This window comes from Williamsia sp. 1138 (genome assembly GCF_002095435.2).
GTDB lineage: Bacteria > Actinomycetota > Actinomycetes > Mycobacteriales > Mycobacteriaceae > Williamsia.
In genome coordinates, this window is the sequence record NZ_MJEJ02000031.1 from 31,854 (window position 1) to 47,160 (window position 15,307).

Genomic DNA, 15,307 nt, shown 5'->3' on the forward strand with positions numbered 1-15,307 from the left:
GTGCCAGCGGCACCGACAGCTGGTGAGGGTACCCTCATCCTCGCCAGGTGCCGCTTCAACGTCGCAGCGGTGCCCGGCCCACTGCAGATGCGGGCGAGCACATCGAGAACAATGGCAGGCATATGAAAACTTCCAATCTGCCCGGCGATGCCCAGTACACCGGGGACCAGCGGTTGTGGCTGTCGGGATTCCTGGCAGGTTTCGATTCCGCAGTCGCCGGGACCACGCGTGACGACGTGCTCGCCACCGCGCTGGAGGCACTCCGCGAACTCGACACCGTCACCGCTCCCGAGGTACCTCCTGCCCAGGAGGCTCCGGGCACGTCGGACAAACCGAAACGATCACCCTGGACCCGGAAGAATCCATATGGTGCCAAGCTCGTGGCCAACCGGCCATTGCGTGGCTCCGGATCAGGCAAAGACGTGCGTCACGTGGTGTTCGACCTCGGCGACAGTGACATCGACTACGAGGCCGGCGATGGACTCGGTGTCCGGCCGGTCAACGATCCGGAACTCGTCGCCGCGCTGATCGAGCGCATCGGCGCCGATCCCGGTGAGTCGATCACGACACGGACGGGCGAGTCGACACTGCTCGATCTGCTGACCTACGAGTACGAGATCTCGCTACCGACCCGTGAGCTCCTCGACCACGTGGCCGACCGGACCGGCGACGCCGAGTTGGTGCACGTGCTCTCCACCGAAGAACGCGAAGCCCTCGAAGGCTGGCTGTGGGGCAAGGATGTCCTCGACCTGCTGGACCTGGATCCGAACCTGGAGATCACCGCAGCCCAACTCCTCGAGTTGCTGCGTCCGCTGGCCCATCGCGTGTACTCGATCTCGTCGTCTCCGCTCACCCACAAAGGCATGGTGCATCTGACAGTGGCCGCGGTGCGGCATCGTTCCGCGCAGCGCGACAGACGCGGACAGTGCTCGACGTATCTCGCTGATCGGGTCGGCGCAGGCAACACCGCCGGTGTGTTCTTGTCCAAGAACCGTTCGTTCCGCCTGCCTGCCGACGATGCGGCGCCGGTGATCATGGTCGGGCCCGGGACCGGTGTCGCGCCCTTCCGCTCGTTCCTCTACGAACGGAAGGCCCGAGGGGCCACCGGAACCAACTGGCTGTTCTTCGGGGACCAGTACCGCGCAACAGATTTCATGTACGAAGACGAGCTCGTGCAGTTTCAGCGCGACGGTGTCCTGCACCGCCTGGATCTCGCGTTCTCGCGCGATCAGGAGCAGAAGATCTACGTGCAGGACAGAATGCGGGAGCACGGGCAGGAGCTGTTCCGCTGGCTGGACGTCGGCGCCTACTTCTACGTGTGCGGTGACGCCGCACAGATGGCGCGAGACGTGGACACCGCGCTTCATGACGTGATCGCCGAGCACGGTGGCCTCGACGAGGAAGCCGCAGAAGACTACGTGAACACCCTCAAACGCGAAAAGCGTTACCTGCGCGACGTGTACTGATTCCCGGTGGCAAAAGGACGCAGGCAGACACGATCGCGAAACGCCGGTGCCGGCAGCGAGGCCGCTGCCGGACCCGAGGCCGGCACGTACGCGATCGACACCGGTACCTGTGAGCTGATACGCGACCACCTCACCGACGGCTGGATCATCACCGTCAACGGGGCGCAGAGTTCACACATCAACCTCACCGACCCGGCCCAGCTCGATTTCGAGTACATGCAGTGGATCGCCGAGATCGCGAAGGAACACTGGGACCCCGACGCCCGGTTGCGGGTCCTGCATCTCGGCGCCGGGGCGTGCACCCTGGCCCGGTACTTCGCTGCGACGTACCCCGCAGCGCGGCAGGTGGCAGTCGACATCGATCAGCGGCTGACCGAACTCGTCCGTGAGTGGTTCGACCTGCCGCGTGCCCCACTGCTGCGGCTCCGGGTCGGCGACGCCCGCGCCGTCACAGAATCGCTGACCGAGTCCACCCGCGATCTGATCATCCGCGACGTCTTCGCCGGCACACAAACCCCACCAGCCCTGACCACTCTCGAGTTCACCCAGCAGGTGCGCAGGGTCCTCGCACCCGGCGGCATCTACGTGGTCAATTGCGGTGACACACGAGATCTCTCGCTTGCCCGCTCCGAGGCCGCGACCCTCGGCACCGTCTTCGAGCAGCTGACCGTCATAGCCGATCCCGCCATGCTCAAAGGCCGCCGGTACGGCAACATCGTCATCGCGGGCAGCGACGTGCCGTTCGGCGACTCCCCCGCGCTGACACGCAATCTCCTCGGCGGTGTCCCCGCCCAGGTCTGGCTCGATCCCAAGGTGCGCAGCTTCGCCGCGGCAGGCAAGGTCCTGCGGGACTGACGGGTCATGGGGCTACGGTGGAAGCCGTGCTACCAGTGATAGATCTCGATGAGCTGGCCACCGCCGAGGGCCGGGCACTGCTCCGTGATGTGACGCACGAGGTCGGCTTCTTCTATCTGGTCGGCCATGGCGTCGATGAAGAACTGATCTCGCGGGTGCGCGCTGCCGCCCGGGCATTTTTCGCGCTGCCCGAGCGCGACAAGCTCTCGATCGCGATGATCAACAGTCCACATTTCCGCGGCTACAACCGACTTGGTGGCGAGTTCACGAATGGCGAGATCGACTGGCGAGAGCAGATAGACATCGGTCCCGAACGCGAACCCGTCCCCGATGCCGACGGGTACATGCGCCTGCAGGGCCCCAATCAGTGGCCTGCCTCGCTTCCCGAATTACGCAGTGCGGTGAGCGAATACAACGATGCACTCGCGGGGGTCGCGCTGCGGCTGCTGCAGAACTGGGCGGCGGGCCTCGGCGCTGACCCGCACGTCTTCGACAGCGCGTTCGCCGAGTTACCCGCGACCCTGATCAAACTCGTTCGTTATCCCGCGCGGACGGAGGCAACGGTGGCAGGCGATCAGGGGGTTGGCGCGCACAAGGACTCGGGCGTGCTGACACTCCTGCTCCTCGAACCAGGGTCGGCAGGACTGCAGGTCGAGGCCGGCGACGGCAGCTGGATCGACGCACCGCCGCGGGAAGGAGCGTTTGTGGTGAACGTCGGCGAGATGCTCGAAGTGGCCACCGGCGGTTACCTCCGGGCGACCAAACACCGGGTACTCACCCCACCGGGTGCGGCCGAACGTCTGTCGATCCCCTATTTCTACAGCCCCGCCCTCGACGCGGTGATTCCCACCATCCGATTGCCGAAGACGTTGGCGGACAAAGCCCGTGGCGTCGAACAAGATCCGGCCAATCCCCTGTTCACCACGTACGGCGAGAACACCTGGAAGAGCCGGACCCGCGCTCACCCCGACGTGTTCGAGCGGTGGTATCCGGTAGAGGCCGCCGCCCGCACGGCGGATGCGCGAACCTGATGCGGGTATTCGTCACCGGCGGTACGGGTGCCATCGGGCGATACACCGTCCCGGCGTTGATCCGTGGCGGTCATGCCGTGACAGCGCTGGCACGGTCAGCTGAGAAAGCCGACTGGCTCACCCGCCAGGGCGCTACACCCGTCGCCGTCTCCCTCTTCGAACGGGAAGCTCTCGCGCGAGCCTTCGCCGGTCATGACACCGTGGTCAATCTCGCCTCCGCACTACCCAGCACGACGCGCTTCGCGAGTTCGAGGGCGTGGCGCGACTGCGCACGAGTCCGGGGCGAGGGTTCGGCGACCGTCGCGGCGGCCGCAACCGCGGCCGGGGTCGAGCGGATCATCCAGGAATCGGTCACGATGATCTATCGCGACAACGGCGCGAACTGGACCGACGAGGACGCTCCGGTCGAGGCCTATCCGATTGCCCGTACCAATCTCACGGCGGAGGCCAATATCCGTGGCTTCGCGCGAACCGGTGGGACGCCGATCATCCTGCGGTTCGGGCTGTTCTACGGTCCGGGCGCAGCACACAGCGAGCAGATCTTCGCCCTCGCCCGGCGGCACATCGGATTCGTGTCTGGACGCCCGGATTCGTACCTGTCGTGCATCCACGTCGCCGACGGCGCCGATGCGGTCGCCGCGGCGCTCGGCGCACACCCGGGTACCTACAACATCGTCGACGACGAGCCACTGACGAAGCTCGACCACGCTCAAGCCTGCGCTGATGCCGCAGGCGCGGCGATGTGGGTCCGGGGACCGGGACGGGCAGGATTGTTGGCCGGCGACCGGCTCACCTCGCTGACCAGGTCGGTGCGGGCCGCGAACACCCGATTCCGCGACGAAACGAGCTGGCGTCCCACCCACCCGAGTGCTCGCGAGGGCTGGGCTGCCACAGCCCGGGTGCTGACCGGCTCGCGAGCAAGCTCAGCCTGACAGGTGCCAGGCGAGCGCCGCGGCCAACGCCCCGCTTGCGTTGACAGCCCAGTGCAGTGCCATCGGGGCGAGCAGGCTGTTGCTGCGCCGCCGAAGCCAGATGAACAGCAGCCCCGACGCTCCCGTCACCACCACCGCTCCCGCGATCCCCGCAATCTGGGCAGCGATTCCCGAACCCAGCAGATCGGTCAGACCACCGTTCCCCGCGGTGAGCCCGGTGGACGACGCGACATGCCACAGCCCGAACAAGCCGGCGCCCGCGAGATAGACCACCCGCACCGACGCCACCCTGACGAGCGTCGCGTTGAGGACTCCGCGGAACAGCAGTTCTTCCGGGATCACCGTTTGCAGCGGAATGATGACGAGGGCGCCCCACAGTGCCACGGACACACTGTCGTACCGGTCGGACAGGTACAGCGATCTGGTCAGCGGCAGCAGCGCACCGCCGATCGCGATGACAACCACCGGGACCAGGATCACTGCCGCGTACCTCAGTCCTCGGCGGTGCTGACTGCGCGCAAGACCGAGTTCGGCCCACGAGAACCCCCGCCGGCGCGCATAGAGCAGAGCCACGAGTGCGCCGAGAGGCACCGCGACCGAGATCGCATGCTCGACGGTGAAGTGCGCCAGCACGTTGATCAGTGTCAGTAGCCCGACCACCACCGCCACATCGCGCATCAGAAAACTGTATCGGCACGTGAGCGTATGGGTGGGCCGCGCGTGATGCAGTGAGGAACGCGAGCGCGCAGCGCCCGTGAGCGCAGGGGTGGGCCGCGCGTGATGCAGTGAGGAACGCGGACGCGGAGCGCCCGTGAGCGCAGGGGTGGGCCGCGCGTGATGCAGTGAGGAACGCGGACGCGGAGCGGCCACGTGACGAGCGAAGAACGCGCAATAAGGCCCACGACGGAGCGAACAATCAAACACTGTCGGTGGCTCGGGCTAGCCTCCCGTCACAGTTGATTTCTGCACCACCAGCCACAAGGGGGCATCATGCGCACACAGTCCGATCCCGTCGAGTTCGCTCATCGGGCGATCGCCAAGCGCTACTGGACCGTCACCGCTGTCCGCGCAGCTCAGCGGGTCGGGTTCCCGTCGTTTGCCTACACCACCGGACTGACCTCGCTGGGTCATCCCGAGCTGATCATCTATGGTCTCGAGCCCGGTGTCGCCGGGTCGATCCTCAACACGGTGGGTCATCGAATCGCCCGCGCCGGTGGGCGTCTCGTGGTCGGTGAGCTCCTCGCCGGGTTCATCGACGGTGAGCGGGATCTGATGGTGATCGAAGCACTGACCACCTCCGATCTGCGGGTCGCCCTTTCCGTGTATGGGTCGGTGTCGGCATTGCAGCTGGTGTGGCCGGATGCTGCGGGCCAGTACCCGTGGAGTGCCGGCTATGGCATCGCGAAGACGGTGCAACCGCTCGCTGGTCTGCCTGCCGCCTGAATGACATCGCAGGTGCACCGGTCGATTGCCGATAGATAATGGGGCAATGGTCTCTCTGTCGCGCGGCGCCAACGCCACCATTCCCACTGGCCTCCTCGATGTCGCGGTGTCGGGTGCTGCGCCCGGTTCCGTGGATGTGATGGCGTTTCAGTTGGCGGGCAACCGCAAGACTCGTACCGACGCCGATTTCATCTTCTTCAATCAGCCGCAGTCGCCGGAGGGTGGTGTGGTGCTGTCTGCGGGGACCACGCTGTCGGTCGATCTCGCGCGAGTACCTGCGGACGTCGAGACCATCGCGTTCGCGGTCGCCTGCGACGAGGGCTTCGGTTCGACGTTGGCAGCGCTCCCGGGGCTGGGGTCATCGATCACCGGCACCGGCGTCGTGGTCGAGTTGCCGGTCAGCGGTCTGACCACCGAGCGGGCGGCGGTGCTGGGTGAGATCTACCGGCGGGGCGGCGAGTGGAAGGTCCGCAACGTCAGCGCCGGTTGGGATCGGGGTTTCGCGGATCTGGTCCGTGAGCACGGTGTCAGCGTCGACGACGATCCCGCGCCGGCCACGGCGGCGTCGCCGTCATCTGAACCGGCCGTGAGAACTGTTGCCGGAGAGGAGAAGCTCTCCCTCGAGAAGCGTCAGCGCCTCGACCTGCGCAAGCGCGAGGTCCACAAGGTCCTGCTGAGCAAGAACGCGACCGGAGTACGCGCCCGGGTGGTCATCGTCATCGACAAGACCGGCAGCATGACCCAGCAGTACTCCCGCAAGGTGGTGCACCGGGTCGTCGAGCGCATGCTGGCGGTCGCCACACAGATCGACGACGACGGACAACTCGAGCCGTACATGTACGCCCGCGGATTCGCGAAGGTCCCCGACATCAGCGTCGAGAACGTGGAGTCGTGGACCGAGGAATATCTGCATCTGTCCGGCACGCACGGTCGTTTCGACTACGACTCGATCGGCCTCTCGAACGACGAGCTGCCGATCATGAACGAGATCCTGAACTCGGCGGTTCCCGGTCGACCCGTACTGGTCCTGTTCTTCACCGATGGCGGTTTCCGCAAGAAGGGGCCGATCAGTCAGTTGATGCGCGCGGCGTCGACGGCCCCTGTGTTCTGGCAGTTCGTCGGCATCGGCAGGGCCAATTACGGTGTCCTCGAACAACTCGACGAGATGGAGGGCCGCACCGTCGACAACGCGGGGTTCTTTGCCCTCGACGACATCGATCAGGTGTCCGACGACGAACTCTACACACGCCTGCTCTCTGAGTTCCCCGATTGGCTCAGCGCAGCGAGACGCGCAAACATCCTCCCCTGACACCGATGATGGGGCCTTCTGGCGACGCCCACCTGGGCATTTGTTCGCCAAAAGGCCCCACTATCGGGGGGTGGGGTCAGGCGCGGGAGGCCTTGCCCATGGCCCGGACACCGACGGCGAGGCCGGCGCACGCCATCAATACCGCGGCGAGTACACCGCTCAGGATCGTCTGGGTGTCGAAGTCCCCGACGAACAGCACTCGTTCGGCTTCCACGACGTAGTGGAGGGGATTGATGTCGACGAGGAGCTGCATCCACCGCGGCGCGTCATCGAGCGGCAACATCGTGCCCGACAGGATGAGCAGTGGGAACATCAGGGTCTGCTGAACGGTCCAGAACACCCAATCCTGTTCGCGGACGGCCAATGCCAGGCTGTAGGACAGCGCGCCGAGGCCGACGCCGAACACTCCGAGGATGATGATGCCGATCGCCGCGCCGCCGATGTTGATGTCGAAGCCCAGCGGCAACCCGATGAGCAGGATGATCACTGCCTGTGCGGCCAGCGGCACCATCTCCTTGAGCGCTCGGCCGAGCAACAGCGAACTGCGGCTCAGAGGTGTCACCAGCATCCGTTCGTGCGATCCGGTGTGCATCTCGTCCAGCAGATTCGCGCCGGTCATCGAGGTTCCGAAGATGGCGATCATGGCGAGAACGCCGGGAATGAACCAGTTCCAGACGTTGCCCGAATCCCCGGCGCCCGGAACATCTTTGAGGAGCGGACCGAACAGTGCCAGCAGAATCAGCGGTTGTACCAGAGAAAAGATGACGGTGAAGGGGTCGCGGATGGTGGGCCGCAGTTCGCGGACCAGGACGATGGAACTGTCTCGAACGATGGTGGTTGCCATGAGGGGGTTCTCCTGAGTCTCTTGCTCGAGTGGGTATGGATGAGGTCAGGCCGCTGCGGTTTCCCGCAGACTGCGACCGGTGAGGGTCAGGAAGACATCGTCGAGAGTCGGCCGGGAGGACCGGGCGGAGCAGATGGTGATGCCGCGTTCGGCAGCCGCGGTGATCAGGGTCGGCAGCATGATGTCGGCGCCTGCCACCTGCAGATTCACCGAGGTTCCGGTGATATCCGCTCCGTGGACACCGTCGAAACCCGAAGTGAGGCGCACGAGCCCGTCGGCGTCGGAGGCCGACTCGACGGACAATTCGACACGGTCGCCCGCCAGGTTGTCTTTCAGCGCTGCCGCCGAGTCATCCGCGATCACCGTGCCCTTGTCGATGACCACCACCCGTTCGGCCATGGCGTCGGCCTCATCGAGGTAATGCGTGGTGAGGACGATCGTCGCGCCCGTCTCGGCACGCAGCCGCTGGATATGGGTCCACAGGTTTGCTCGACTCTGCGGGTCCATGCCCGTGGTCGGTTCATCGAGGAAGATCACCGGTGGACGGTGCACGATGCCGAGCGCGATGTCGAGGCGGCGACGCTGCCCGCCCGACAGCGTGCTCACCTTCCGGTTCTCCATACCCGTCAGATCCAATGCGGCGATCAATTCGTCAGCACGCGAGGCACTTTCAGACTTCTTGATGCCATAGCACAGGCCCTGGGTCACCAATTCTTCACGAACGCGCTGATTGTTTCCGCCGCCGTTACCCTGGCCGACGTAACCGATCTTGCGGCGGACGGCGTCGGGGTCCTCGGCGATGTTGTGGCCGGCCAACCACGCTGATCCCGAGGTGGGCCGGAGCAGCGTGGTGATCATCCGGAGTGTCGTCGACTTACCGGCGCCGTTGGGGCCGAGAAATGCCACCAACTCCCCCTCCGCCACCGCCAGGTCGATGCCCTTGACGGCTTCCACAGTGTTCTTGCCCTGCTTGAAGGTCTTGGTCAGTCCGGCGACCTCGATGGCCGGCGTGGTGGTGCTGGATGTGATTGTCATGATTTCCGTCCGTTGAGTGCCCATGAAATGCAGTGCCCTGAAGCTATGACCCATTGAGGACAGTTACCGTCCTCAATCTCTGGCATTGTGGAAAACATGTTGGACACCTCAGCGCGACTGCTCCGCCTACTGAGCCTGTTGCAGACACGTAAGGACTGGTCAGGTGCAGATCTGGCGGAGCGGCTGAACATCACGACGAGAACGGTGCGGCGCGACGTCGACCGGTTGCGCGAGCTCGGCTACCCAGTAGAGGCAAGTGTCGGAGTCGGCGGCGGTTATCAGCTGGGCGCCGGCGCGGAGATGCCGCCGCTCCTGCTCGACGATCAGGAGGTGCTGGCCGTCGCCCTCGGGCTGGGTGCGGGAGCCACCGGTTCGGTGGCCGGACTCGACGAGGCATCGGTACGGGCCATGTCCAAACTCCGCCAGGTGATGCCGTCACGACTGCGCCACCGGCTCGACTCGCTCCAGGTGGACGCCACCCCGTCGCGGACGCCGGTCTCTCAAGTCGAGGCCGCGGTGCTGGCCGACGTCGCTGCGGTCTGCCACCGGCACGAGCGACTTCGCTTCGACTACCGGGCTCGTGGTGGCGCGGAGAGTCGTCGGGAGGTCGAACCATATCGACTGGTGCGCAGCGGTTCACGATGGTATCTCGTGGCATGGGATCTGGGTCGCGACGACTGGCGGTCGTTCCGGGTCGACCGGCTCACGCCGAAGATCCCGACCGGACCCCGCTTCGTTCCACGGGAGCTGCCGGACGGTGGTGCCGCCGCGTACGTCGCCAGGAGCCTGGGTTCGGTGTATCGGCAGGCCACCGCGCGCGTCGAGATCCACAGCCCGCTCGAGCGGGTGGCCGAGATGGTCGACGCGGAGTGGGGCGTGGTCGAGTCGGGTGATGTGAACAGTTGCGAGGTGTCACTTTTCGGACAATCTGTGAGCTCGATTGCGCGATGGCTTCATGCTTTCGACGCCGACTTCACCGTGATCGGACCCGCCGAACTCCGCGAGGAGTGCTCAGCTCTGGCTGACCGTCACCTCGAGATCGCAGAGCGCTACCGAAACGCCTGAGAATGCTCCGTTGCCACCGCGACCGTCGTCGGTCCGGGGTCAGACCAATCCTTCTCGCTGCGCCACGGACTGCCGGTCCTTTCGCGTGAAGACATCGAGACGGAAGTCGGTGTCGAGATATCCGGCCGTGTGGGTCAGTTCCGAGTCTCGCAACCGATCATGCACCTGATCGCCGGTTTGCGGATACTCCTCGACCGGCCATCGCCAGTGCACCGCGATCAACTCGCCGTCATCGGTCAGCGCTGCCGCCGCATTCGCGATGACGGTGTCGAGTTGCGCGGGGTCGAGATAGTAGAGGACCTCGCTGAGAACGATGAGATCGAAAGTCCCTGTAGGCCAGTCGGCCACGAAATCACGCGTCTGGACGACCACTCGCTCACCGAGCGGCTCCAAACGCTCGGCGGCGATCTGCACCGCCTTGTCACTGAGGTCGACCGCCAGCAACTCGTCGCATCGAGCCGCCAACTGCTCGCTGAGCACGCCGATCGAACACCCTGCCTCGAACGCCGTGCCGTATCGCGGGGCCGACAAGGCCGCCAACGTCAACTGGTATTTGCGCTGCTCGTACCAGCGACTGGTGAAACCCCACGGATCGTCGCTGTCGCGATACATCTCGTGAAAGTAGCTCTCCTCCATGGGCGTCACCGCGAGAACACGTATTCGTGTCGGCGAAGCAGCCGTTCGAGTATGTGCGCAGGCAGTACCACCTGATCAGCCTCCGCGTCGGACAGCGGGTGAATCTGCGACGCAAAGGCCTCCACGGCTGCCTTCTTGGTTGCCATCGCGCCGTCGTCGAGGCGATGCGCCCGCAGTGCGTCCCATTCGATCGTGTCCTCGCCAGGAATTGCCCAGTGCCACATCCAGATCGGATAGCGCCACAGCGGCAGACCGCGTTCCCTGGTGATCCGGGAGGCGCATCGGCCCACGGCCTCGTGATCGGGATGGCCGTCATGCTCCCAGACCGAGAGCACCCCGGTGATAGTGTCCGGACGCTCGTCGAGAACCGATTCGACGATCCGCGTCATCGCGCCGTCAGCGGTGGTGAGCGCGCCGTCGGGCAACCCGCCCCAGACCGAATGTTCCACACCCAGGATGTCTGTCGCGGCGTCCAATTCGCCGCGCCGGATGGCCGCCAGATCCTCAGGAGAATGGGTGGGCGACCCCGGGTGCGATGCCGAACCATCGGACAGGCACACGGTGACCACCTCGATACCGGCCGCGGCGGCGGCGATCATCATCCCGCCCGCTCCCAGGATCTCGTCGTCCGGGTGCGCGGCGAGCACCACGAGGCGTTCTACGTCGACCTCGAGCATCGGGATCTCACCGCGTGTCGAAAACCACTGCTGCCAGGTCGATTCGCTGGTGCCGACGTCGGCCACGGGGGCAGCCCCGAATCGCTCGGTGCTGGTCATGATCGGTCCCCGAACACGTCTGGAGTGTTGCCCGCGACAAGCCGACCCAGCGCCGCGAGGTCGCGGTCCGCGTGCGATTGCCTGATGTACACGGCGAGGTCGGCGACCGCTTGGGCGTGGTCACGAGAGAGCACCAGCGGTGCCGGTCCCAGCGCCCTGTTCACCCGATCGATCACCGCGGTCGCGATCTGCTCGATACCCCACCGCACGCGGAACGCCCGACGCTGCGCCGAGGCGACATCACCCGGGGCCTTGTCGATGGCATCAGCGGCACACAGCAACTGTGCCCAACCGTCGGCGAGCAGAGCGTCGACCGCACCGAGATGCATCATCAGGATGTCGTCGCTGCCGGCCTCGGCCTTGCCATACAGCGCGTCCGCAACCTTTGCCGCGCCGCCGAGCCAACACGACGCGACCCCTACTCCGCCGTGCCAGAACCCTGCGCGCTCGAGGTAGTCGCCCGGCTCGCCGATGGCCTGTGCGGCGGCGTTCTCGAATTCGACTGTCTCGGTGTCGGTTGCGGACATACCCGTGTTGTGCCACCCGTCCGATTGTGGATGGACACCGTGCTGGGCCAGGTCCACGGAGAAGAGTCGACGTCGCTCGCCGTCGCGGGCTGTCACCAGCGCATGCGTACAGCCGACAGAACCCGAGCACCACGGCTTGATTCCCGACAGCTGCCACCGGTCACCGTGTCGGCGGGCCCTGAGCACGTGAGACGGCGGCTCTGCGGCCCACACGCCCCACAACTCGCCGTTGCCGGTCCCGGCCCCGATGATCTCCGAGAGAATCGCATCGGCATCGAGGTGGGCTTCGACCATCCGCCCGACACTGATGTCCGATCGGGTGAGTTCTGCCAGGGTTCGGAAGCGGGTCGCCGTGTCACCATGACCCGGCAGGGGTGCCGCGAGTTCGCCCGAGTCGACGATCTGCAGGGCCCGGTAGGCCGCCGATGGTGTCACGATGCCTCACCTGCACTCTCCAGACCGCGCAGGTGGTCGGCGAACCCACCCGCCAGGCGCCCAAAAGGACGTGTCGAGGTGATCACCGGCGCCCGCGCGCTCCACTCGATCGACATTCCGGCGATGCGTAACCGATTCACGAGATCGACGTCTTCGTCGTGGTCGACAAGCGCAAAACCGCCGACGCCGAAGTACACCGCCGCCCACATTGCGAGATTGGCACCGTGGACATGCCGGTGTCCGTCACTCGCCTGGTATTCCGCGGAGAAGCGTTCCGCCACTTCGGTGGGCCACCGCGCCCAGTCGTCGCCTACGACGGTGCCGGCGAACACGTCAGCGCCGTCGAACGCAGCGTCGATCTGGGTGGTGAGCCAATCGGCCGGGACAACCGAATCCGCATCGGTGGTCGCGAACCACGTCGACTCGTCCCACGTACTCGACTCGAAGCCGACCTTCCGGGCCTGACCCACAGATCGTCCCGAGACCGTGACCGCCGTGGTCGGCGGTGACACGCACGCCGCAGTGCCGTCGGTGCAGTCGTCGAGCACGACGATCACCTCGACAGGACAGCTGATCTCGGCAGACGCGGCGGTGATCGACTCCAGGCAGGAGGGCAGTAGTGCCTGCTCATTGTGAGCAGGCACCACGACGACGATCTTCTCAGGTCTTCGACCCTTGTCCATCAGCGTGAACTTCGTCCGGGCTGACCGGTCAGGCTCTCCACTGTCGCGTCGAGATCGTGCGCGAGATGCAGGCTGTCCTGGAACACCCGCTTGGCTCCGGCTCCGCGCAGTGCGTCGCCACTGATCCCACCGGTCAGCACCGCCACCGAGCGAGCCCCCGCCTTCGTGGCAGCGATCGAGTCCCACGTCGCGTCGCCCACCATGACAGCATTGGCGGGTGAGACACCCGCGCGGTCGATGGCGATCTTCACGACCGTCGCATCCGGTTTGGCGGTGTCGACATCCTCGCCTGATGTCACTGCGTCGACGTGTTCTTCGACGTCGAGCAGGTCGCGGAGCAACTTGAGCTCATCCTCCGGTGCAGAGGTTGCCAACACCGTGACGAATCCGAGTTCCTTGGAACGTCGCACGACCTCTCGCGCGCCGGGCAGGAGCGCAAGCGTGTCGCCTCGTGCCAGATAGATCTCCTTGTGCTTCGACGATGCCGCATCCGCGATGTCCGAACGCCCGGGGGCGTCGTCGTTGACCCCGGCGATCTGCAGCAGCTCATCGATCAGCAGCGACCCGTCCATACCGATCCGCCGATGCACCTCCCACAGGGGTACGGTCAGGCCGACATCGGACAGGGCATCACGCCACGCAACCACGTGCGCGTACACCGAATCAACCAGGGTGCCATCGATATCGAAGAGAATCGCGACCTGCTCGCCCACGTCTACGCCTTCTCTTGCATGCTGCTCCGCGCAGAGTTCCCCTGGTCCGCGGCCTTCGGATCGGTTTCGTCGGCCTTCGCTCGGACGCCTTCCTGAATGGTCTTGCCGAGGTCGGGATCGACACGATTCCAGTACTCGAAGGCCCGCTCGAGGACGGGTTCACTGACAGCGTTGAGCAGATGGCCGATGATGTTGTCGGCCAGCCTCTCCCGCTCACCATCATCGAGCACCTCGCGCACCAGCGTGCCTGCCTGGCCGAAGTCGTCGTCCTCCGGGTGATCCACATACGCGCTGCGGACGATCTGACCGTCGGCAGCCCAGCCGGGGTCCACCTGGTAAGCGTGCGTCGCCGCAGGGCCACCCTTGGAGTTCGGGGCGTACACCGGGTCGGAGACCGGCTGCACTCGCATGGCGCCGTCTTTCGAGTACGAGTGCACCGGATACTTCGACGCGTTCACCGGAATCTGCTTGTAGTTGACGCCGATTCGGTAGCGATGGGCATCGGCATAGGCGAATCCGCGGGCGAGCAGCATCCGGTCCGGACTCAGACCGATACCCGGGACGAGGTTGTTCGGCTCGAACGCCAACTGCTCTATCTGGGTGTGGTGATCGGTCGGGTTCGCGTTGAGAGTCATCTTGCCCACCTCGACCAGCGGGTAATCGCCATGCGGCCACACCTTGGTGAGGTCGAAGGGATTGAACCGGTACGAGGCCGCATCGTCGAAGGGCATCAGTTGGACCTTCATCGTCCACGACGGGTATTCGCCTTTGTCGATGTGCTCGAACAGGTCCCGCGTGTGGTAATCGGTGTCGGCCGAAGCCATCTGGTCGGCTTCGTCCTGTGTGAAGAACTGATGACCCTGATCGGTGATGAAGTGGTACTTCACCCAGTGTTTGACGCCTTCGGCATTGACCCAGAGATAAGTGTGCGAGCTGTACCCGTTCATGTGCCGCCAAGTACGCGGAATACCGCGATCACCCATCAACCACGTGACCTGGTGCGCCGACTCCGGCGACAGACTCCAGAAATCCCATTGCATGTCATGGTCGCGAAGGTTGTTGTCGGCGCGACGCTTCTGGGATCGGATGAAGTGCTGGAACTTCAGAGGATCCTTGATGAAGAAGACCGGCGTGTTGTTGCCGACCATGTCGTACACGCCCTCGCTGGTGTAGAACTTCAACGCGAAACCGCGCGGATCTCGCCAGGTGTCGGGGCTGCCTCGTTCACCGGCGACCGTGGAAAATCTCGCGGCCATCTCCGTGGTGGTGCCGGGCTGGAACACTGCGGCGCTGGTGTAGCCCGACACATCGCCCGTCACCTCGAACGAACCGAAGGCACCGCTGCCCTTGGCGTGCGGTTGGCGCTCCGGGATCCGCTCGCGGTTGAACTGTGCCATCTGTTCGATCAGATAGTGGTCGTGCAGCACGATGGGTCCACCGGCACCCACGGTCAACGAGTGTTCGTCGCTCGATACAGGCGCTCCGGCATCCGTGGTGGTGTAGAACTGCTCATCTGACATGTTGGCCTCCGACCGTCATCGTCCAGTTGTGGAACCG

At 65.3% G+C, this 15,307-nt stretch carries 16 protein-coding genes; 7 read left to right on the top strand and 9 right to left on the bottom strand.

The features are described from left to right. Positions 1–47 precede the first annotated feature (47 nt). From BH683_RS05610 to BH683_RS05625, 4 genes are read left to right on the top strand one after another with little or no spacing between them, the layout of a single operon-like run. Positions 48–1,466, top strand: a complete 1,419-nt coding sequence (locus BH683_RS05610) for a sulfite reductase subunit alpha (protein ID WP_246833207.1) — start codon at positions 48–50, stop codon at positions 1,464–1,466. A gap of 6 nt (positions 1,467–1,472) precedes the next feature. Continuing rightward, positions 1,473–2,321 carry a fused MFS/spermidine synthase gene (locus BH683_RS05615; RefSeq protein ID WP_084835291.1) on the top strand — a complete coding sequence of 283 codons (849 nt, stop codon included), beginning with the start codon at positions 1,473–1,475 and terminating at the stop codon, positions 2,319–2,321. 26 nt (positions 2,322–2,347) lie between these two features. Further along, on the top strand, positions 2,348–3,352 hold the full coding sequence (locus tag BH683_RS05620; protein WP_084835361.1) for a 2-oxoglutarate and iron-dependent oxygenase domain-containing protein: 1,005 nt from the start codon (positions 2,348–2,350) through the stop codon (positions 3,350–3,352). Continuing rightward, on the top strand, positions 3,352–4,284 hold the full coding sequence (locus tag BH683_RS05625) for an NAD(P)-dependent oxidoreductase (RefSeq protein ID WP_084835292.1): 933 nt from the start codon (positions 3,352–3,354) through the stop codon (positions 4,282–4,284). Before BH683_RS05620 ends, BH683_RS05625 begins: the two co-directional genes overlap by 1 nt. Here BH683_RS05625 and BH683_RS05630 read toward each other — a convergent pair. Continuing rightward, on the bottom strand, positions 4,276–4,962 hold the full coding sequence (locus BH683_RS05630; protein ID WP_084835293.1) for a CPBP family intramembrane glutamic endopeptidase: 687 nt from the start codon (positions 4,960–4,962) through the stop codon (positions 4,276–4,278). The genes BH683_RS05625 and BH683_RS05630 overlap by 9 nt on opposite strands. Before the next feature lie 312 nt (positions 4,963–5,274). Here BH683_RS05630 and BH683_RS05635 point away from each other — a divergent pair, with 312 nt between their 5' ends. Both BH683_RS05635 and BH683_RS05640 read left to right on the top strand, forming a co-directional pair. Then, positions 5,275–5,727 carry a DUF4262 domain-containing protein gene (locus tag BH683_RS05635; protein WP_084835294.1) on the top strand — a complete coding sequence of 151 codons (453 nt, stop codon included), beginning with the start codon at positions 5,275–5,277 and terminating at the stop codon, positions 5,725–5,727. Between the two features lie 46 nt (positions 5,728–5,773). After that, the gene (locus BH683_RS05640) at positions 5,774–7,036 is read left to right on the top strand and encodes a VWA domain-containing protein (protein WP_084835295.1); all 1,263 of its coding nucleotides are present in this window, start codon (positions 5,774–5,776) and stop codon (positions 7,034–7,036) included. Between the two features lie 76 nt (positions 7,037–7,112). Here the strand turns inward: BH683_RS05640 and BH683_RS05645 are convergent, their stop codons facing one another. Continuing rightward, complete coding sequence (locus BH683_RS05645) at positions 7,113–7,880, bottom strand: ABC transporter permease (RefSeq protein ID WP_084835296.1); 768 nt, start codon at positions 7,878–7,880, stop codon at positions 7,113–7,115. Positions 7,881–7,925: 45 nt separating this feature from the next. Next, positions 7,926–8,915: an ABC transporter ATP-binding protein gene (locus tag BH683_RS05650; RefSeq protein ID WP_084835362.1), complete on the bottom strand. Its 990-nt coding sequence runs from the start codon at positions 8,913–8,915 to the stop codon at positions 7,926–7,928. Between the two features lie 96 nt (positions 8,916–9,011). Here BH683_RS05650 and BH683_RS05655 point away from each other — a divergent pair, with 96 nt between their 5' ends. Next, the gene (locus tag BH683_RS05655) at positions 9,012–9,980 is read left to right on the top strand and encodes a YafY family protein (protein ID WP_084835363.1); all 969 of its coding nucleotides are present in this window, start codon (positions 9,012–9,014) and stop codon (positions 9,978–9,980) included. Between the two features lie 39 nt (positions 9,981–10,019). Here BH683_RS05655 and BH683_RS05660 read toward each other — a convergent pair whose 3' ends face one another. From BH683_RS05660 to BH683_RS05685, 6 genes are read right to left on the bottom strand one after another with little or no spacing between them, the layout of a single operon-like run. After that, the gene (locus tag BH683_RS05660) at positions 10,020–10,592 is read right to left on the bottom strand and encodes a class I SAM-dependent methyltransferase (protein WP_084835364.1); all 573 of its coding nucleotides are present in this window, start codon (positions 10,590–10,592) and stop codon (positions 10,020–10,022) included. A 29-nt stretch (positions 10,593–10,621) separates the two neighbouring features. Next, on the bottom strand, positions 10,622–11,392 hold the full coding sequence (locus tag BH683_RS05665) for a PIG-L family deacetylase (protein ID WP_084835297.1): 771 nt from the start codon (positions 11,390–11,392) through the stop codon (positions 10,622–10,624). Further along, entirely contained in the window at positions 11,389–12,354 is a 966-nt protein-coding gene (locus tag BH683_RS05670; RefSeq protein WP_084835298.1) for an acyl-CoA dehydrogenase family protein, read from the bottom strand. The genes BH683_RS05665 and BH683_RS05670 overlap by 4 nt, the downstream gene beginning before the upstream one ends. Continuing rightward, a complete protein-coding gene (locus BH683_RS05675; protein ID WP_084835299.1) occupies positions 12,351–13,037 on the bottom strand; it encodes a glycosyltransferase in 687 nt (228 codons plus the stop codon). Before BH683_RS05675 ends, BH683_RS05670 begins: the two co-directional genes overlap by 4 nt. Beyond that, positions 13,037–13,750, bottom strand: a complete 714-nt coding sequence (locus tag BH683_RS05680) for an HAD family hydrolase (protein ID WP_084835300.1) — start codon at positions 13,748–13,750, stop codon at positions 13,037–13,039. The genes BH683_RS05675 and BH683_RS05680 overlap by 1 nt, the downstream gene beginning before the upstream one ends. Before the next feature lie 2 nt (positions 13,751–13,752). Then, complete coding sequence (locus BH683_RS05685; protein ID WP_084835301.1) at positions 13,753–15,270, bottom strand: catalase; 1,518 nt, start codon at positions 15,268–15,270, stop codon at positions 13,753–13,755. Positions 15,271–15,307 lie beyond the last annotated feature (37 nt).